At 64.0% G+C, this 18979-nt stretch carries 20 protein-coding genes; 16 read left to right on the top strand and 4 right to left on the bottom strand.

What is annotated here, in order from left to right:
- The first annotated feature begins 182 nt into the window (after positions 1–182).
- From argJ to O7A60_RS05025, 5 genes are all read left to right on the top strand, one after another.
- Complete coding sequence (gene argJ, locus O7A60_RS05005) at positions 183–1424, top strand: bifunctional glutamate N-acetyltransferase/amino-acid acetyltransferase ArgJ (RefSeq protein ID WP_337105303.1); 1242 nt, start codon at positions 183–185, stop codon at positions 1422–1424.
- Between the two features lie 29 nt (positions 1425–1453).
- Positions 1454–2206, top strand: a complete 753-nt coding sequence (locus O7A60_RS05010) for a GNAT family N-acetyltransferase (RefSeq protein ID WP_337105553.1) — start codon at positions 1454–1456, stop codon at positions 2204–2206.
- Complete coding sequence (locus O7A60_RS05015; RefSeq protein ID WP_337105305.1) at positions 2199–2621, top strand: (deoxy)nucleoside triphosphate pyrophosphohydrolase; 423 nt, start codon at positions 2199–2201, stop codon at positions 2619–2621. The genes O7A60_RS05010 and O7A60_RS05015 overlap by 8 nt, the downstream gene beginning before the upstream one ends.
- Before the next feature lie 117 nt (positions 2622–2738).
- Positions 2739–3053 carry a hypothetical protein gene (locus tag O7A60_RS05020; protein ID WP_337105306.1) on the top strand — a complete coding sequence of 105 codons (315 nt, stop codon included), beginning with the start codon at positions 2739–2741 and terminating at the stop codon, positions 3051–3053.
- 109 nt (positions 3054–3162) lie between these two features.
- A complete protein-coding gene (locus O7A60_RS05025) occupies positions 3163–3342 on the top strand; it encodes a Flp family type IVb pilin (RefSeq protein ID WP_337105307.1) in 180 nt (59 codons plus the stop codon).
- 166 nt (positions 3343–3508) lie between these two features.
- Here the strand turns inward: O7A60_RS05025 and O7A60_RS05030 are convergent, their stop codons facing one another.
- Complete coding sequence (locus O7A60_RS05030) at positions 3509–4381, bottom strand: methyltransferase domain-containing protein (protein WP_337105308.1); 873 nt, start codon at positions 4379–4381, stop codon at positions 3509–3511.
- Positions 4382–4446: 65 nt separating this feature from the next.
- On the opposite strand from O7A60_RS05030, the gene O7A60_RS05035 reads away from it, so the two are divergent.
- The 4 genes from O7A60_RS05035 to O7A60_RS05050 are packed head-to-tail and all read left to right on the top strand — an operon-like array spanning position 4447 to position 6847.
- Complete coding sequence (locus O7A60_RS05035) at positions 4447–5259, top strand: ComF family protein (RefSeq protein ID WP_140769597.1); 813 nt, start codon at positions 4447–4449, stop codon at positions 5257–5259.
- A 25-nt stretch (positions 5260–5284) separates the two neighbouring features.
- Positions 5285–5554, top strand: a complete 270-nt coding sequence (gene grxC / locus O7A60_RS05040) for a glutaredoxin 3 (protein WP_027143431.1) — start codon at positions 5285–5287, stop codon at positions 5552–5554.
- Positions 5555–5564: 10 nt separating this feature from the next.
- Positions 5565–6425: a carbon-nitrogen hydrolase family protein gene (locus O7A60_RS05045; RefSeq protein WP_337105311.1), complete on the top strand. Its 861-nt coding sequence runs from the start codon at positions 5565–5567 to the stop codon at positions 6423–6425.
- Complete coding sequence (locus tag O7A60_RS05050; RefSeq protein ID WP_337105313.1) at positions 6422–6847, top strand: DUF1178 family protein; 426 nt, start codon at positions 6422–6424, stop codon at positions 6845–6847. The genes O7A60_RS05045 and O7A60_RS05050 overlap by 4 nt, the downstream gene beginning before the upstream one ends.
- A gap of 7 nt (positions 6848–6854) precedes the next feature.
- Here the strand turns inward: O7A60_RS05050 and O7A60_RS05055 are convergent, their stop codons facing one another.
- On the bottom strand, positions 6855–7340 hold the full coding sequence (locus tag O7A60_RS05055; protein ID WP_337105314.1) for a MarR family winged helix-turn-helix transcriptional regulator: 486 nt from the start codon (positions 7338–7340) through the stop codon (positions 6855–6857).
- Between the two features lie 97 nt (positions 7341–7437).
- On the opposite strand from O7A60_RS05055, the gene O7A60_RS05060 reads away from it, so the two are divergent.
- Positions 7438–8328: a DMT family transporter gene (locus O7A60_RS05060; RefSeq protein WP_337105554.1), complete on the top strand. Its 891-nt coding sequence runs from the start codon at positions 7438–7440 to the stop codon at positions 8326–8328.
- A 76-nt stretch (positions 8329–8404) separates the two neighbouring features.
- Here O7A60_RS05060 and ubiG read toward each other — a convergent pair whose 3' ends face one another.
- Positions 8405–9154, bottom strand: coding sequence for a bifunctional 2-polyprenyl-6-hydroxyphenol methylase/3-demethylubiquinol 3-O-methyltransferase UbiG (gene ubiG, locus O7A60_RS05065; RefSeq protein WP_337105315.1), 750 nt, complete (start codon positions 9152–9154; stop codon positions 8405–8407).
- Positions 9155–9335: 181 nt separating this feature from the next.
- Here ubiG and O7A60_RS05070 point away from each other — a divergent pair, with 181 nt between their 5' ends.
- Positions 9336–9905 carry a putative glycolipid-binding domain-containing protein gene (locus O7A60_RS05070; RefSeq protein ID WP_337105316.1) on the top strand — a complete coding sequence of 190 codons (570 nt, stop codon included), beginning with the start codon at positions 9336–9338 and terminating at the stop codon, positions 9903–9905.
- Between the two features lie 18 nt (positions 9906–9923).
- On the opposite strand, the gene O7A60_RS05075 is transcribed toward O7A60_RS05070, so the two are convergent.
- The gene (locus O7A60_RS05075) at positions 9924–11762 is read right to left on the bottom strand and encodes a CHASE3 domain-containing protein (protein ID WP_337105555.1); all 1839 of its coding nucleotides are present in this window, start codon (positions 11760–11762) and stop codon (positions 9924–9926) included.
- A 242-nt stretch (positions 11763–12004) separates the two neighbouring features.
- On the opposite strand from O7A60_RS05075, the gene O7A60_RS05080 reads away from it, so the two are divergent.
- The 5 genes from O7A60_RS05080 to O7A60_RS05100 all read left to right on the top strand — a co-directional run bounded on the left by O7A60_RS05080 (position 12005) and on the right by O7A60_RS05100 (position 18866).
- A complete protein-coding gene (locus O7A60_RS05080; RefSeq protein ID WP_015315600.1) occupies positions 12005–13258 on the top strand; it encodes an aspartate kinase in 1254 nt (417 codons plus the stop codon).
- Between the two features lie 81 nt (positions 13259–13339).
- Positions 13340–15610 (top strand): phosphoenolpyruvate--protein phosphotransferase, encoded by a 2271-nt coding sequence (gene ptsP / locus O7A60_RS05085; RefSeq protein WP_337105317.1) that lies wholly within the window; start codon positions 13340–13342, stop codon positions 15608–15610.
- Between the two features lie 10 nt (positions 15611–15620).
- Positions 15621–16700, top strand: coding sequence for a peptide chain release factor 1 (gene prfA / locus O7A60_RS05090; RefSeq protein ID WP_027143423.1), 1080 nt, complete (start codon positions 15621–15623; stop codon positions 16698–16700).
- The gene (gene prmC / locus O7A60_RS05095) at positions 16693–17571 is read left to right on the top strand and encodes a peptide chain release factor N(5)-glutamine methyltransferase (protein ID WP_337105318.1); all 879 of its coding nucleotides are present in this window, start codon (positions 16693–16695) and stop codon (positions 17569–17571) included. Before prfA ends, prmC begins: the two co-directional genes overlap by 8 nt.
- 302 nt (positions 17572–17873) lie before the next feature.
- Entirely contained in the window at positions 17874–18866 is a 993-nt protein-coding gene (locus tag O7A60_RS05100; protein WP_337105319.1) for a DUF4167 domain-containing protein, read from the top strand.
- Positions 18867–18979: the final 113 nt, after the last annotated feature.

Genomic DNA, 18979 nt, shown 5'->3' on the forward strand with positions numbered 1-18979 from the left:
TCGCAAGCCTGCCCATGGGGAGGACCATAGCGCCATGGACCCCGGCGACGCCAACAGATTTGAAATGCAAGCTTAATCCTTAACGTGTTTGCCCTGGCGGGAGCGACGAAAACGGCGCTTGCACCGGCGCGCCGTATCGGGCAAACCGGCCTTCCCCTTGCGATTTTCCCGCCCGAGGTCCCATGTCCACGACGATTTCGCCGCTCGCGCCAAAGAAATACCCCAAAATGCCGGAAATCGAAGGGGTGCGCATCGCCACCGCCGAAGCGGGAATAAAGTACAAGAACCGTACGGATCTCCTGGCCATGGTGTTCGACGCCGGTACCGCGGTCGCCGGCGTGTTCACCAAGTCGAAATGTCCCTCGGCGCCGGTCGATTTCTGCCGGCAGAACCTTGGCACCGGCAAGGCGCGGGTGCTGGTCGTCAATTCGGGCAACGCCAACGCCTTCACCGGCAAGAAAGGCCGCGAATCGACCGCGATGACGGGCGAAGCAGCGGCCAAGGCGGCCGGCTGCACGGCAGCCGAGGTTTTCCTCGCCTCGACCGGTGTCATCGGCGAGCCGCTCGACACGACCAAGTTCAGCCATCTGCTCGCCGGGCTGGTCAATGACGGCAAGCCGGACCTGTGGACCGAGGCGGCAAGGGCCATCATGACCACCGATACCTATCCGAAGGTGGCGACGCAGACGGTCAAGCTCGGCGACGCCGATGTCACCATCAACGGCATTTCGAAGGGCGCCGGTATGATCGCGCCCGACATGGCGACGATGCTGTCCTTCATCGCCACCGACGCGCCGATCGCGGCACCGGTCCTGCAGGACCTGTTGTCGCGCGGCACGGCCAAGACGTTCAACGCGGTGACCGTCGACAGCGACACCTCGACCAGCGACACGCTGCTGTTGTTCGCCACCGGCAAGGCGGCAAAGCGTGGCGCGCCTGAAATCACCGATCCCAGAGATGCCCGCCTTGGCCAGTTCCGCCGGGCGCTCGGCAAGGTGCTGAAGTCGCTGGCGCTGCAGGTGGTGCGCGACGGCGAGGGCGCCCGCAAGCAGGTCGAGGTCACCGTCACCGGGGCCAAGTCGGCCCGCTCGGCCAAGCGCATCGCGCTGTCGATCGCCAATTCGCCGCTGGTGAAGACGGCGGTCGCCGGCGAGGACGCCAATTGGGGCCGCGTTGTCATGGCCGTCGGCAAGGCCGGCGAGCCCGCGGACCGCGACCGGCTGTCGATCTGGTTCGGCGACAACCGGCTGGCGCATGAGGGCGAGCGCGACCCCGGCTATTCGGAAGAAGCGACCTCGGCCTACATGAAACGCGACGACATCCGCATCCGCGCCGATATCGGCATCGGCCGTGGCAAGGCGACGGTTTGGACCTGCGATCTCACCAAGGAATATGTCGCCATCAACGGCGACTACCGGAGCTGATCGCCTTGGGTTCGCGTCATCCTGCAAGCATGCTCGCGACAGTGCGCCGCTACGAGGCGGCCGGCTTTCGCGCCTGGCCCGCGGCCGCCGTCCACTATGACGGCACGTGGGTGGTGCGCCTGACCGCCGGCCATCCGGCCAAGCGGCTGAACTCGGTCAATCCGCTCGATCCCGGCGACATCCAGCACATCGCCGACCGCATCGGTCGGGCGAGCCGCCGTTTCGATGCCTATGGCCGGCCGTTGACGTTCCGCATGTCGCCACTCTCCGGGCCCGATCTTGCCAGCCATCTCGACAAGGAGGGCTGGAGCCGGTTCGACGAATCGCTCGTCATGCGGCTGCCGTTGGCCGACGCGCATCTCGAGGCCGCCATGGACCAGATCCCGCTCAAGGACATTAGCCGCTTCATCGGCGCATTGCTCAAGGTCAGCGGCTCTGACGTATCGCTGCGGCCGGGCCTGTCGGAGATCATCGGCGCTATCCAGCCCGAGGCCGGGCTGTTCGCGCTCGAGGATGGGGCGGAGCCGCTGGCGACGCTGATCTGCGTGCATGACGGCGATCTGGCCGGCCTGTTCGAGGTCGCCACCGACAAGACGGCGCGTAACAAGGGCCACGGCCGCAACCTGATCCTGTCGGCGCTGAAATGGGCGAGGCTGCGCGGCGCGCGGGAAGCCTGGCTGCAGGTCGAGGCGGGTAACGCGCCGGCGCTGGCGCTCTACCGCACGCTCGGCTTCGAGGAAGTCTATCGCTATCATTACCGCCGGCCGCCCGGACATGAATGATGTGATATCCAGCGGCAAGCGCCTGCTCCTGGTCGCCGCTTGCGCGCTGGTCGATGCCGACGGTCGCGTGCTGCTGGCGCAGCGGCCGCAAGGCAAGCAACTTGCCGGCCTCTGGGAGTTTCCCGGCGGCAAGGTCGAAGCCGGAGAGACGCCGGAACAATGCCTCATCCGTGAACTGCATGAGGAGATCGGCATCGAAACCGAGATCCCATGCCTGGCGCCGCTGACCTTCGCCAGCCATTCCTATGACGACTTCCATCTGCTGATGCCGCTGTTTGTCTGCCGCCGCTTCCGCGGCATCGCCCAGCCGAGGGAAGGGCAGGCGCTGAAATGGGTGCGGCCGAAACGGATGCGCGACTATCCGATGCCGCCGGCCGACGCGCCATTGATTCCCTTCCTGATCGATCTCCTCTGAGAGCTGATTGGACCACGGTCCATGTCAGTCAGCGTTAATGGAAGATTTATCTCATCATGAAAAATTGATGGATGGCCGTTCTGGTACGGCCGCCGCCATGCGCTGGGGAGCGATAGAATGAGCCTGGACAGGGATTGGGATACGATCCGGCCCGACCGCGGTTTTCGTGCCGCCGATGCCGGCATGGGCGTCCTGCGGGTCACGTTGCTGTTCGGATCGGCCGCGGTGGCGCTGGCGCTGATCGCGACCCCCTTCCTCGACAGTCAGACGCGCTCGCAATCGGCCCGCGAAGATTTCCCCGGCCTCGACATGACGGCTACGGGTTCGATCAGCCATCGCAGCACCTATACAGTGCGCCGCAGCGTGCTGCAGGCCGAGCCCGGTGGGGTCTGCATTATCCGCTCCGATGGCAAAAGCAGTGGCGACTGCTGACAAGGTTAAGACATTTCCAAAAGGCGGCGATTTCATCGCCTGTTAAGCCTGTGCCGTTAACCTTTCTTAACAGGTCGGCGGTAGGGTTGCGGCAAGAGGGATGAACGTGATGAAAACAGTGCTGCTACGCTTTCTGAAGGACGAAAACGGGGCCACGGCCATCGAATATGGCCTGATCATTGCCGTGCTGTCGCTGACGATCGTCGGCGGCATCAATCAGGTCTTCAACGCGATCACTTGGTTGTTCAGCGACAATTCCAGTAGACTTGCCAACGCCTTCGCCCAGTAGCGCGGTCATTGTTTGATAGAACCGCTGGACCGCTCTAACTCCTGTTTTCACGCAATTCCGCAAGGGAAAGCGCTACGCGTTTTCCCGGGAAAAGCGCTACGCGTTTTCCCGGGGAAAACCGCTACGCAGTTTCCTGGATTGCTCTGGGCCGATGCCCGCGAACGGGTCAGTGTCCTTCAGGCTTCTCTAATATTGTCTTTAGCGAAACCTTGGCGGAACCGGGCTTCAGCGGTTTTTGCTGCGACGCGTCGGGCGCCCAGCCGGACATCCAGACAATCGAGAAGCTTGCCCTGATGCGACCATCGGGATCGGAAAAGCGTTCGGCGTAGATTTCCGCGGCGCGGGCAAACAGCCTTCGTGACCCCGGCCGCCGGCTGCGGTCGGTAAGCGCGGTGGTTTCGCCCATGGCACGCAGATCGGCCATCAGCGCAAACAAGTTGGCATAGCGCACGGTCACCGTCTCGACGTCGGCGACCGGTAATGCGAAACCGGCGCGCTGCAGCAGTGCGCCGGCATCGCGCACATCGGTGAACGGGATGACGCGCGGGCTGGCGCCACCGTAGAGCTCGGTCTCCGCGGCAAGCAGGCTTTCGCGCAGTTCCGCAAGCGTGCCGGCGCCTGCGAAGGCGCCAAGGAAAAGTCCGTCCGGTCGCAGGGCGCGGCGGATCTGGATCAGCATGCCCGGGATGTCGTTCATCGTCTGCAGCGACAAAAGCGACACCACCAGATCGAGACCTTGCGGCTCGAACGGCACGGTCTCCAGCGGCGCAATCAGGCCGGCGGCACCATTCAGGAAAGCCGCATCCGCCTCGACACGGGCGATGTCGGCTACCTTGTCGCTCCGCGCAAGGACGTCGGCCGCAGCCGAGGTCTGGCAAAACAGCACCGCCGCCTTGGCGAACCTGCGCTCGACGGCGCCCAGCCGGTCGGCAAGGTCCTCGGCGGCGCGATGCATGAGGAAGTCGGCACCGTCAACCGGATGGATGAGCGCACGCCGTTTGTGCGTCAACCAAACAGAGGTATCCATTATAGGTTGCAAGGGATGGGTCCTTGTATATCCGCGCCCTGATATGGTTCGTATGGTGGCGACGAGAAACCAACCACGTGGCCGATCCGATGCCCAAGATCAAGTCCGACGAGATCAGGAAGCTGGCCGGGTCGGCAGCCCGGTCGGCTCTTGGCTGGCCGGCGCGTATCCTGTTTCCGCCGGTCTGCGCCGGTTGCCGCCGGCAGGTCTCGCAGCCCGGCGTGCTGTGCGGCGCCTGCTGGCCGAAGCTGCGGCTCTTGGAGCGGCCCTGGTGCCCGGTAATGGGCACGCCGTTCACCCATCACATGGGCGAGGGTTTTCTGTCGGCGGAGGCGATCGCCGATCCGCCGCCCTTTGAGCGGGCGCGGGCAGCGGTCGCTTATTCCGGCGTCGCCCGCCAGATGGTGCAAGGGCTGAAATATCAGGATCGCACCGATCTCGCTCCCTGGATGGCGCGCTGGATGGTCCGCGTGGGCGCCGACCTCATCGCCGACGCGGATGTGGTGGTGCCTGTGCCGCTGCATTGGCGCCGTTTTTTCAGGCGGCGGTTCAACCAATCGGCGGAACTGGCGCGCGCGGTTTGCGAGCTCAGCGGGCTATCTTTCGCGCCTTCCGCCATGCATCGCGTGAAACTCACCCGCCAGCAGGTGGGGCTGGAGCGGCACGAGCGCGAGGAGAACGTGCGCGCCGCCTTTCGCGTGCCCGCCGAGGCCGAGATCGAGATTGCCGGCCGCAGGGTGCTTCTGATCGACGATGTCTACACCACCGGTGCAACCGTCCGTGCCGCCACCAAGGCGCTGAAAAAGGGAGGCGCCGCCGCCGTCGACGTGCTGACCTTTGCCCGCGTGTTACCGGGGGACTTCCGGGCGGACGAGTCCGCGACTATATAAGTCGGCAACGGAAGCGGAATTCGTCATGGTCGATGTCACGATCTATACGCGTATGATGTGCGGCTACTGCACGGCGGCCAAGCGGCTGCTGGAGCGCAAAGGCGTCGCCTATACCGAGCACGACGCGTCCTTCTCGCCGGAACTGCGCCAGGAGATGATGTCGCGGGCTCACGGGCGCACGACCTTTCCGCAGATTTTCATCGGCGACACGCATGTCGGCGGCTGCGACGACCTCCATGAACTGGAGGCGGAAGGCCGGCTGGACAAACTGCTCGCCAACGGCGCGTCGATTTGAGGGGGTGACAATGGGTGTCTTCAAGGCAGCGGCAGTGCAGATGCGTTCAGGCGAGAGCCCCGAGCGCAATGCGGCCGATATGGAGCGGATGGTGCGCGAGGCGGCAGTCCAGGGCGCGACTTATATCCAGACGCCGGAGATGACCGGCGCGCTGATCCGCGACAAGCAGGCGCGCGCCGCCTCCTTCACCTCCGAGGACAAGGACATCATCGTCTCGACGGCGCGCAGGCTGGCGCGCGAACTCGGCGTGTACCTGCATATCGGCTCGACCGCCATCCTGCGCGCCGACGGCAAGCTTGCCAACCGCGCGCTCCTGTTCGGACCCGATGGCGCGACGCTCGCCACCTACGACAAGGTCCACATGTTCGACGTCGATCTCGACAATGGCGAGAGCTGGCGTGAATCGGCCGCCTACGAGCCCGGCACAGAGGCCGTCGTCACCGGGATCGGGGGTGCTAAGCTCGGCTTTGCCGTCTGCTACGATCTGCGTTTTCCGCAACTGTTCCGCGCCGAGGCGATGGCCGGCGCCGACCTGCTTTCCGTGCCGGCCGCCTTCACCCGCCAGACCGGCGAGGCGCACTGGCATGTGCTACTCAGAGCACGCGCCATCGAGAACGGCGCCTTTGTCGTAGCCGCCGCGCAAGGCGGTCTGCACGAGGACGGCCGCGAGACCTATGGGCATTCGCTGATCGTCGATCCGTGGGGCCGCATCATCGCGGAAGCCGCGCATGACGAACCTGACGTGATCGTTGCCGAGATCGACCCGGCGCAGTCGATTGCCGCGCGCAAGAAGATCCCCAATTTGAAAAATGCGCGGGATTTCACCATCAACGCCGGCGAGGCGCCGCGTCTCAGGGGTGCCGCCTCTTGATCCGCTTTTCCCTCATCTGCGAAAACGAGCACGAGTTCGAGGGCTGGTTTCGCAGCAATGGCGATTTCGACACGCAGAAGAAGCGCGGCTTTGTCGATTGCCCCAGCTGCGGCTCGCACAAGGTCGAGAAGGCCCTGATGGCGCCCGCCGTTTCCACGGCCCGCAAGCAGGAAACCATAGCACTTGCCATGGGCGAGGCGCAGAAGCAGGCCATGGCACAACTGAAGGCGATGGCCGAGAAGGTGCGCGAGAATGCCGACTATGTCGGCGACAAGTTCGCCGAGGAAGCGCGCAAGATCCATTTCGGCGAAACCGATGCCCGCGGCATCTATGGCGAGGCGACGCTGGAAGAGGCCAAGGGCCTGGCCGAGGACGGCGTCGATTTCATGCCGATCCCGGTGTTTCCGGACGACCGGAACTAGCTAGCAATTAGCTTACGCTGCCGATCAGTTTTTCCAGCAGACGCGAAAGTGTTTCTCGTTCGGTCTGTGTCAGGCCGGACAGGATCTGGTGCTCATTGGCCACGTGGGCGGCAACAGCTTCGTCGATCAAGGCGAGCCCCTTTTCGGTCAACCGCACGACGATGCCGCGCCGGTCGTTGGGGTGTGGCGCGCGCTGGATCAATCCGGATGTTTCGAGCCGATCCAGCCTGTTGGTCATGGCCCCGGAGGTCACCATCGTCGCTTCATAAAGCGCTGTCGGGGTCAGCGCGTAAGGCGAGCCTGAACGGCGCAGCGTCGCCAGCACATCGAACTCTCCCGCCTGCAGTCCGAAACGGGCAAAGAGCGGCGCAAGGCGCTCGCGCGCGATCAGCGCGGAGACCTCGTTCAAGCGCCCGATCACCGCCATCGGCGACACGTCCAGGTCCGGTCGTTCCCGCTGCCATTGCTCGATGGCTTTCCCTGCACGGTCCATCTATCTCACCATAATGTATCTTGACGCTAAGAATCTTTCCACTATCTTACCCGAAGATGCAATGCCGGCCAAGGGCCGCACGCGACAGGGCTCGATGATGAAGCTTCTCTGGGATTCGGCGCTCGGCCTGCTGGTCGTCACCGGCGGCCTGCTTGGCCTGACGCTGCCTTTCGGCAAGCTCGCCACGGCGGCCGGCGTGCCGGCCATGGTCTGGGCCTTCGTCATCTCGCTCGGCGCCGGCGGTGTGCTTCTCGTCGTATTGCTGCTGCGCGGCCAGCGCATCCGGCTCACCGGGCACAAACTGCGCTATTTCTTCGTCACCGCCGCGGTGTCTTATGCCGTCCCCAATCTCCTGATGTTTTCGGCCATTCCGCATCTGGGCGCCGGCTACACCGGCATCATGTTCACGCTGTCGCCGGTCGTCACGCTGGTGTTTTCAATCCTGCTCGGTGTGCGGCGCCCCAACATGCTGGGCATCATCGGCATCGCCGTCGGCTTCGTCGGCGCGGTCATGGTGGCGGTGACGCGCGGCGAGGCCGGCCAGCCGGCCGAAATCTTCTGGGTCGTCCTGGGCCTGCTCATTCCTGTCAGTCTCGCTGCCGGCAACATCTACCGCACCATCGACTGGCCGGAAGGAACCGGTCCTATCGAACTCGCGGTCGGCAGCCATTTGGCGTCCGCGACGATGCTGCTCGTCGGCATCCTGATCTTGCTTGGCGGCAAGGCCTTCATCCAACTCGGCACCGTGCAGCTCACCGTGGTGGCGCAGATGGCCTCGGCATCGGCGATGTTTGCTTTCTTCTTCCGGCTGCAGGCGGTGGGCGGTCCGGTCTATCTCAGCCAGATTGGCTATGTCGCGGCGGCCGTCGGGCTGTTTGCCGGTACGATCTTCCTTGGCGAACACTATCAGCTGCTGACCTGGATCGGCGCCGTCATCATCACCGCCGGCGTGTTCATCACCACAAAGGCGCAGAGCCAGAAAGCCTGACGGGTTCGGGCTTATTTCGCCGGCGTCGCCGCCGGGCTCGGGCTGTGGGTATCGGCGGCGGCTGAGGATTGGCCGTTCAGACCGATCCCTTTTCCGCCAGCACCATGTAGTTGACGTCCATGTCCTTCGAACGCGACCAGCGGTCGGCAAGCGGATTGTAGGTGACGCCGGTGCGGTCGATGATGGTCAGGCCGGCGCCGCCAAGCGCCTTTTCCAGCTCTTCCGGGCGCACCAGCTTGCCGAACTGATGGGTACCGCGCGGCAGCCAGCGCAACACATATTCGGCACCAATGATGGCCAGGCCGAGCGCCTTCAACGTGCGGTTGATGGTGGCCACGAACATGATGCCGCCGGGCTTGACCATCTCGCCGCATTTGGCGACGAACAGGTCGATGTCGGCGACATGTTCGACCACTTCCATGTTGAGGATGACATCGAATTTCTCGCCGGCCTCGGCGAGATCTTCTGCCGTCGTGGCGCGATAGTCGATGCTCAGACCGCCTTCGGCGGCATGCAGTTTCGCCACTTCTATGTTTGTTTCGGAGGCGTCCGCTCCGACCACCTCGGCGCCGAGCCGCGCCATCGGCTCGCACAAAAGCCCGCCGCCGCAGCCGATGTCGAGGATACGCAGGCCCTCGAACGGCCGCGCCGCGCGCGGGTCGCGGCCGAAGCGCGCCGCGATCTGGTCGCGGATATAGGAAAGCCGGATTGGGTTGAATTTGTGCAGCGGACGAAACTTGCCGTTCGGGTTCCACCATTCGGCGGCAAGGGCGGAAAAGCGTTCCACTTCTCCGGCATCGATCGTCGATCGTCGGGGCTCAGGCATCGGTTGGTCTCCTCGGACGCTAGGAAGTCGGGCGTGAGGCATCGAATGTCAAGGCAACATTTTCCCCTGCTGACATCGCGGCGCTCCATGTCAGGCCATGTCAGCTGCCGAGCATCGCCATGAAACACGATCGGCCTCGCGGACGAATGGGAAGCATCGTTTTGAACCAGAGGAGTGAGCGATGACAGCGACGCCGGTTTCGATCCTTTGGCGGAGGCTAGACCTCGAAGGGCATGACGGATGCCTGCTTTCGCGGACCGATAGCGGTCACAGCCTCGAGGGGCAGGCCATCTTCATCCAGGACGACAAGCCATGCTGCCTTGCCTATCGGGTAGACTGCGATACCGGTTGGCGTACTCAGTCGGCGCGCGTCAGCGGCTTTCTGGGCGGTAACAGGCTGCACCACGCGATCGAACGGGATTCCGACGGCCGGTGGATGCTGAACGGCGAACCGCAACATGATGTGACCGGTCTTATCGACGTCGACCTCGGTTTCACGCCCGCGTCGAATCTGCTTGCGATCCGCCGGTTCGATCTTGGCATCGGCGCAACGACGCCCGCTCCGGCTGCTTACCTGACCTTTCCCAGACTGGAAATGGTGCGTCTCGAACAGACCTATCGGCGTCTTGATGAGACGCGCTACGCCTACGCCGCGCCCTTATTCGGCTATGACGAAATCCTCGGCGTCTCGCCGCACGGCTTCGTTGTCGACTACCCCGGCCTGTGGACAAGAGTGACTGCGTCAGGATGATGCGAGTTCCGGCGCCGCCTATTTCGTGTCCAGCACGTCGCGCAGCTTCGCTGCCAGTTGATCGATGGTGAACGGCTTGGCCAGGAAGTGCACGTCATGGTCGAGCACGCCGTTGTGTATCACGGCGTTCCTTGTGAAGCCGGTGGTGAAGACGACTTTCAGCCCGGGCTGGCGCGCGAGCGCTTCCTCGGCGAGCTTGCGGCCGTTTATCACCGGCATGACGATGTCGGTGAAAAGCAGGGCGATGCCGGGTGTCGCGGCGAGCTTCTGAAGGGCCTCCTGTCCGCCTGCCGCGTGGATGACGGTGTAGCCGAGTTCGCGCATGACGTCCGTCGTGGAAGCCCGCACGCGGGCGTCGTCCTCGACGACGAGGATCGTCTCGGTGACCGTGGCGGCGCCCTTGTCGCGCCCGGCTGGAACCGCCGGCTCCTCAGGTCCGAAAAGTCGGGGCAGATAGATCTTGATCGTCGTGCCTTCGCCGGGCTCCGAGTAGATCTTGACGTGGCCGCCCGACTGTTTGACGAAGCCGAACACCTGGCTCAGCCCAAGCCCCGTGCCCTTGTTGACCGGCTTGGTCGTGAAGAAGGGCTCGAAGGCCCTGGTGATGATCTCGGGCGACATGCCCGCACCGGTGTCGGTAACCGCGATCATCACGTATTGGCCAGGCGCGACGTCAGCGTGCGTCGATGCATAGGCCTCGTCGAGGTGGCTGTTGACGGTCTCGATGGTCAGCTTGCCGTCATTGTCCATGGCATCGCGGGCATTGACGGCCAGATTGAGGATCGCGTTCTCGAGCTGGTTGGGATCGGCGTGGATTTTCCACAGGCCGCCCGCCAGCACGGTTTCGATGCGGATGCCTTCACCCAGGGCACGGCGCAGAAGATCGGACATGCCGGTCAACAGCCGGTTGGTGTCGACAACCTGCGGCGCCAGAGGCTGCAGACGGGAGAAGGCAAGCAGGCGGGAGGTCAGATTGGCCGCACGGCTGGCCGCGTCCGTCGCGGCCTCGACGAGCTTTTCAATGTCATGTTCGCCCCGCTTCAGCTTGCGCTGGGCAAGGTTCATGGCGCTGAGGATGACCGCCAGCATGTTGTTGAAGTCGTGGGCGATCCCACCGGTCAACTGCCCGACGGCTTCCATCTTCTGCATCTGGCGTATCTGGGATTCGGCATTTTCACGCGTCTGGATCTCATTGCCGAGCTCGATGTTCTTGCGCATCAGCTCTTCCTGGGCGACGAGCACCTCGCGGAAGCGGCGGCGGGATTGACGGATAGTGTAGACACCAAGCAGGAAAATCCCCAGCAACGCAGCCAGCGAGCCGATGCGCAACCAGGCCTCGACCCGATCGGTATGCTCGTCGCGCGCGGCCACCGCGGCCGCGCCGATACGCCGGATCGTATCCATGCTGGCGCGGATTTCGTCCATGGCTGACTTGCCCTGGCCGCCGCGGACCAGTTGCAGGGCCTTTGCCGCGTCGCCTCGATCGTAGAGAGCTATGGTCTCGGCCAGTTCGGCCTGCTGTTGCGAAAGCGCTGCCTTGATGTGGCTGATCTGCTGGATGATCTGATCATCGGGAGCGGCCGCGCTCTCGATCCGCGCCAGTTGTCCAGGAATTGCCTCGATGGCCTTCCGATAAGGCTCCAGATAGGATTTTTCACCTGTCAGCAGGTAGCCGCGCTGACCACTCTCGGCGTCTTGCGCCAGTGAAAGCAGCCCGGAAAGCTGCTCCTGGTATTCGATTGTCTCGCGCGCGGCGGCACGATTGGCCCTCTGGCTCTCGACGAGCACGGCACGGGCGCCGACGATCAGCGCCAGCGCGGCGAAGCCGGCGATAATCGGGAGCGATTGCAGTCGCATGGTGCGCCGAAGACGAGCAATCATCTGTTATGCCGAACCAAGAGGAATTCCCGCGGGCAGCATTTGGTAAGCGGCACCGGCCTGGAAGGCAATATGTCGTGTTGTTACGCAATCCGCCGTCAGCCTTGCGAAACCTTGCTCATTTGGTTAAGGAGGCCGCGCATTGAGCGGCCGGCGCCAGCCGGGCGCTTTTCTTCCGTTTTCGGCCTCGGGCCGGCTCCAGTCAAAGGCATTTCGCTTCCATGGCGCGTATCGTGATGAAATTCGGCGGAACCTCCGTCGCCGACATCGCCCGCATCCGCAATGTGGCGCGTCACGTCAAACGCGAAGTCGATGCCGGCCACGAGGTGGCGGTGGTGGTTTCGGCGATGGCCGGCAAGACCAATGAACTGGTCGGTTGGACGCGCGAAGCCTCGCCGATGCACGACGCACGCGAATATGACGCGGTCGTCGCTTCCGGCGAACAGGTCACGGCCGGCCTGCTTGCCATCACCTTGCAGAACATGGGCGTGCATGCGCGCTCCTGGCAAGGCTGGCAGATCCCGATCAAGACCGACAACGCGCATGGCGCGGCGCGCATTCTCGACATCGACGGAGCCTTCCTTGTCAAGCGCTTCGGCGAGGGGCAGGTGGCTGTCATCGCCGGTTTCCAGGGCATCGGGCCGGACAACCGCATCGCAACGCTTGGCCGCGGCGGCTCCGACACCAGCGCCGTGGCGATCGCCGCCGCGGTCAAGGCCGACCGCTGCGACATCTACACCGACGTCGACGGGGTCTACACCACCGATCCGCGCATCGAGCCCAAGGCGCGGCGGCTGGCCAAGATATCGTTCGAGGAAATGCTTGAAATGGCCTCGCTCGGCGCCAAGGTTCTGCAGGTGCGTTCGGTCGAGCTTGCCATGGTGCACAGGGTGCGTACCTTCGTGCGATCGTCCTTCGACGATCCCGATGCGCCCGGAATGGGGGATTTGCTCAATCCTCCGGGAACGCTCATTTGCGACGAGGAAGAGATCGTGGAACAGCAGGTCGTCACCGGAATTGCCTACGCCAAGGACGAAGCGCAGATTTCGCTGCGCCGTGTCGGCGACCGGCCAGGCGTCGCCGCCGGCATCTTCGGTCCCCTGGCCGAAGCCAACATCAATGTCGACATGATCGTCCAGAACATCTCCGAGGACGGCAAGCTGACCGACATGACCTTCACCGTGCCGTCGGGCGATGTCGACAAGGCGCTGGCCGTGCTCGACCGGCTGAAAGCCGAGATCGGCTATGATGTCGTGCAGTCGGAAGCCGGCATGTCGAAGGTTTCGGTCATCGGCATCGGCATGAGGAGCCATGCAGGTGTTGCCGCCACCGCCTTCAAGGCTCTGGCCGACAAGGCGATCAACATCCGCGCCATCACCACCTCCGAGATCAAGATTTCGATACTGATCGACGGTCCGTATACGGAACTTGCGGTTCGCACTTTGCATTCCGTCTACGGTCTGGATAAGCAGTAGCAAGACTGAATCAGTTGTTGCGTGCATGCCGGCCGCGGCGGAAACTGCGCCGGCAAGTGTTTCATTGGAGAAGAAGCCGCGATGCGTGACCAGGCCAGCGGCCCGCGCGTTTTGCTGAAACGGCTCCGCGAGCTCATGCAGGAGCCGCTGGAGCCGCAGGAGCGGCTTGACCGGATCGTGCGCGACATCGCCTCCAACATGGTTGCCGAAGTCTGCTCGCTCTATGTGCTGCGCGCCGATTCGGTGCTCGAACTCTACGCCACCGAAGGTCTGAACCCGAACGCCGTCCACCTGGCGCAGTTGCGGCTGGGGCAAGGCCTGGTCGGCACGATCGCGGCGAGTGCCAGGCCGCTCAACCTGTCCAACGCGCAGGAACACCCGGCCTTCGCCTACCTGCCGGAGACTGGGGAGGAGATCTACAATTCCTTCCTCGGCGTCCCGGTGCTGCGGGCAGGGCGCACGCTGGGCGTCCTGGTTGTGCAGAACAAGACCATGCGCCACTACCGCGACGACGAGGTCGAGGCGCTGGAAACCACGGCCATGGTCATCGCCGAGATGATCGCCACCGGCGATCTGGCGCGGCTGACCCGGCCTGGTCTCGAACTCGACCTGCGCCGGCCTGTCAGCTTCACCGGCCTGTCCTTCAACGACGGCGTCGGGCTTGGCCATGTCGTGCTGCATGAGCCGCGCATCGTCGTCACCAATTTGTTCAATGAGGACAGCGAGGAAGAGGTCCGGCGGCTCGAAGCCTCGCTCGGTTCGCTCAGGCTCTCGATCGACGACATGCTGGAGCGCCGCGATGTCGCGTTCGAGGGCGAGCATCGCCAGGTGCTGGAAGCCTACCGCATGTTCGCCAACGACCGCGGCTGGGTCCGGCGGCTGGAAGAGGCGGTCCGCAACGGCCTGACAGCGGAAGCGGCGGTGGAAAAAGTTCAGAGCGACATGCGCGCCCGCATGCTGCACATGACCGATCCTTATCTGCGTGAGCGGATGAGCGATTTCGACGATCTCGCCAACCGGCTGTTGCGCCAGCTGATGGGACGTGGGCCCGAGGATGTCGCGGCCTCGCTGCCGAAGGACGCCATCATCGTCGCCCGCTCGATGGGCGCGGCTGAACTGCTCGACTATCCCCGCGACAAGCTGCGTGGCCTCGTGCTCGAGGATGGCGCGGCGACCAGCCACGTCGTCATCGTCGCGCGGGCCATGGGCATTCCCGTCGCCGGCCAGATGAAGGGCGCCGTTTCCATGGCGGAAAACGGCGATGCCATCATCGTCGACGGCGAGGAAGGCGCGATCCATCTGCGGCCGCAATCCGATCTCGAAGCCGCCTATGCCGAAAAAGTGCGGTTCCGGGCGCGCCGGCAGGAGGTCTACCGCGAGCTGCGCAAGAAGCCATCGACGACCAGGGACGGTGTCCAGGTCGACCTGCTGATGAATGCCGGGCTAGCCGTCGACCTGCCGCAGTTAGCGGAGGCGGGCGCTGCCGGCATTGGCTTGTTTCGCACGGAACTGCAGTTCATGGTCGCCTCGACCTTTCCACGCGCCGAAGCCCAGGAAAAGCTCTATCGCGACGTGCTCGAGGCCGCACGCGGCAAGCCGGTCACCTTCCGCACCATCGACATTGGTGGCGACAAGGTGCTGCCCTACTTCAAGGGTGCGATCCAGGAAGAGAATCCGGCACTCGGCTGGCGGGCAATCCGCCTGACGCTCGACCGGCCGGGCTTGCTGCGCACACAGATACGCGCCTTGCTCAAGGCCAGCGGCGGGCGTGAGCTCAAGCTGATGCTGCCGATGGTGACCGAGCTTGGCGAAATCGCCCAGGCGCGCGAAATCATCGACCGCGAGGTGCGGCACCTCTCACGCTTCGCCCACCACCTGCCGACCAGTCTCAAACTGGGCGCCATGCTGGAAGTGCCGTCGCTTCTGTTCCAGCTCGACGAACTGATGAAGGCGGTCGACTTCGTCTCGGTCGGGTCGAACGATCTTTTCCAGTTCGTCATGGCGGTCGACCGCGGCAACACGCAACTGGCCAACCGCTTCGATACGTTGTCGGCGCCGTTCCTGCGCGTGCTCAAGCAGATCGCCGACGCCGGCGCCCGCAATCATACGCCCGTCACCCTGTGCGGTGAACTCGCCGGCAAGCCGATCTCGGCGATGGCGCTGATCGGGCTTGGTTTCCGCTCGATCTCGATGTCGCCAGCTTCGATCGGTCCGGTCAAGGCGATGCTGACGGAGCTGCCGCTGGAGAAGCTGGAGGCTTTCTTCGACGACAATCTGATGGCGCCGGCGCAAGGGCTGCCGATGCGGGCGCTGCTGCAGGCCTTCGCCGACGACCGCTCGATCCCGTTGTAGCACCCTCATCATGGTCAATTTGCCCCGCGATCGTATGGATCAAGTCGTCAAGCGTTTCGAGATGCTCGAAGCGCAGATGTCGGCCGGACCGGCGCCGGATGCCTATGTGAAGATGGCATCCGAATATGCCGAGTTGCAGGAGATGGTGGCCAAGGTCAGGGAATTGCGCTCGGCCGAGCATGAGCAGGCCGATCTCGAAGCGATGCTCGCCGACAAGGGCACCGACGTCGAGATGCGGGCGCTCGCCGAAGCCGATCTGCCCGGCGTCGAGGAGCGCATCGAGGCGCTGCAGAAGGACATCCAGATCCTGCTCCTGCCCAGGGATGCCGCCGACGACAAGAACGCCATCCTCGAAATTCGCGCCGGCACCGGTGGCGATGAGGCAGCACTCTTCGCCGGCGACCTGTTTCGCATGTATGAGCGCTACGCCGCCGAACGCGGCTGGCGGTTCGAAACGGTATCGGCGAGCGACGGCGATGCCGGCGGCTTCAAGGAAATCATCGCCACGATCTCAGGCAAGGGTGTGTTCGCCCATCTGAAATTCGAGTCCGGGGTGCATCGCGTCCAGCGTGTGCCGGCAACCGAGGCCAGCGGGCGCATCCACACGTCCGCCGCCACCGTCGCCGTGCTGCCGGAAGCGGAAGAGGTCGACATCGACATCAGGGCCGAGGACATCCGCATCGACACCATGCGCGCCTCCGGCTCCGGCGGCCAGCACGTCAACACCACCGATTCCGCGGTCCGCATCACCCATTTGCCGACCGGCATCATGGTGGTTCAGGCGGAGAAGTCGCAGCACCAGAACCGGGCCAAGGCCATGCAGATCCTGCGTGCCCGGCTCTACGACATGGAGCGCAGCAAGGCGGACGAGGAGCGTTCCGAATCGCGCAAGTCGCAGGTCGGTTCGGGCGACCGCTCGGAGCGCATCCGCACCTACAATTTTCCGCAAGGCCGCGTCACCGACCATCGCATCAACCTGACGCTCTACAAGCTCGACCGGGTGATGATGGGTGAACTCGACGAAATCGTCGACGCGCTGATCGCCGATCACCAGTCGAAGCTGCTGGCCGATATCGGCCTCGATGGCTGACCATCTGCCCGAGGCGCTGGGACCACTGCTGCGGGAAGCGCGGACACGGCTTGCCGCAGCCGGTATCGATGATCCCTCGCTCGATGCGCGGCTGATCGTCGAGCACTATTCCGGCACGACGCGCACCCAGGCCAGTGCCGACCCCGGGCGCAAGATCGACGGCGACGCCATCGCCGCGATCGACGGCGCCCTGAGACGGCGAGCCGATGGCGAACCGGTGCATCGCATCCTCGGCTATCGCGAATTCTACGGTTTGCGCCTGTCGCTGTCGCCGGAGACGCTGGAGCCGCGGCCGGACACCGAAACGCTGGTCGAGGCGGTGCTGCCTTTCGTCAAGGCAATGGTCGCGCGGAAGGGGGCATGCCGCATCCTCGATCTCGGCACCGGGACCGGCGCGATCGCCCTGGCGCTGCTGAGCGTCGTGCCGACCGCGACCGCCACCGGTGTCGACATTTCCGCCGGCGCGCTGGCAATGGCAGCCCGCAATGCCGGGCAATTCGGGCTCGGCGGCCGGTTCACGACGGTTCAGTCGGACTGGTTCGAAAAAGTTTCCGGCCGGTACCATGTAATTGCCGCAAACCCTCCCTATATACCAACTCAAGAGATTGGAAATCTGCAGGACGAAGTCCGCGATTTCGACCCGCGTATTGCCTTGGATGGCGGCGTGGATGGGCTGAACCCCTACAGGATCATCGCCGCCGAGGCGGCAAGGTTTCTGGAAGCCGAAGGCAGGATTGCGGTCGAGATCGGCCACACACAAAGCAACGACGTCAACGATATATTTCGCGCGGCCGGTTACACGGCCGGCGAGGTGTTTGGCGATCTCGGCGGAAACGACAGGGTTCTTGTTTTTCAACGGGCAACGTCTTGACGCAGTGCAAAAAAAGCGCTTGGCAATACCGGGGAATGCGGCTAGGGTCGCCTTACCGGATGAGACGAAGCAGGCAGTGCTCTTAGCGATTCGGTTTCCTTGGAAATAGCTGCCTTCTTGCGCAAACGACGCCCAAGCTTCGTGCGGGAATCGTCCGGCAAGTGATGTAACCGGAACAGGATGACACGTGGCGCCAACGCAATCGATGCGGGCGAACGCCGGTGAAGAAACGAAACGGTTGGCTGCATGAGCGCCTCCGTTCGTGAAGAGTTTTTCGAAAATTTCAAGATGAAGAGAGTCGAATGAGGCCACAACAGCAGAACAGGCGCATGCGCGGTCGCAACAACAATGGCGGCGGCGGTGGGAACAACAATAACAATAGCAATAACAACAACCGCAAGGGTCCGAATCCGCTAACGCGCAATTACGAGAGCAACGGCCCGGACGTGAAAATCCGTGGATCGGCTCAGCAGATCGCCGAAAAATACGCCACCCTTGCCCGTGACGCGCACAGCTCCGGCGACCGGGTGATGGCGGAGAACTATCTCCAGCACGCCGAACACTACAACCGCATCATCGCCGCCGCGCAGGCGCAGATGCCGATCCAGAACGTCCAGCAGTCGCGCGACGAGTTCGACGAGGACGGCGATGAGGATCGCGACGAGTTTGACAATACCGTCAACAGCGGGGCCGTCAACAGCGGGGCAGGCAATAGCGGGGCAGGCAATAGCAGCGGCAATGCCGGTTCCGATGCGCAAATTCCGGTGGTCAACCATGGCGCCGGCCCTCAGCCAGTGATCGAGGGCATGCCAGCGGAAGTTACGCTGAACCGGGAAAGCGGTCGTGACAACCGCGACAGTGGCGGGCGCAACAATAGCGGCCGCGACAACAATGGCGGGCGTCATCGCGATCGCCGCCCTAACGGCGGCTACGGCCAGAGCGGCCAGCGCGATTATGCTTCTTCAGCCGAACAAGGCGGCCAGCAGCAGCGCAACGAGGCCTCGGGGCAGACAGAAGTTCAGGCAGAGCCCGCTTCGCCGTCCGAGACTGTCGCGGCAGCCGAGCCGGTTCCACGGTTCGAGAATTTTTCACCGGCAGGTCTGGCCGCCCAGGCCGAACTCAATGAGGCGGCCGCCGAGAGCGGTGCTGCCCGCCGCCCACGGCGTCCGCGCCGTCCGCGCACCAATGCCGATCAAGTCGAGGGCGGCAGCGAAAATGGGGCTGCGGGCGAGACAGCGGCGGCTCCGGTCGACAGCGGCAGTGCCGAACCCGTGGTTTCCGACATCGACAATTGAGCGAACGGCATTTCAAGGCATTGGACGGCGGAGAGAAATCTCCGCCGTTTTCGTTTGGGCTGACGTGGAATATTATGCACCTGCCATGTCGCGACGTCTTGAGGGGCCAGGGT

The organism is Mesorhizobium salmacidum (SeqCode), from assembly GCF_037179605.1.
Taxonomy (GTDB): domain Bacteria; phylum Pseudomonadota; class Alphaproteobacteria; order Rhizobiales; family Rhizobiaceae; genus Mesorhizobium; species Mesorhizobium salmacidum.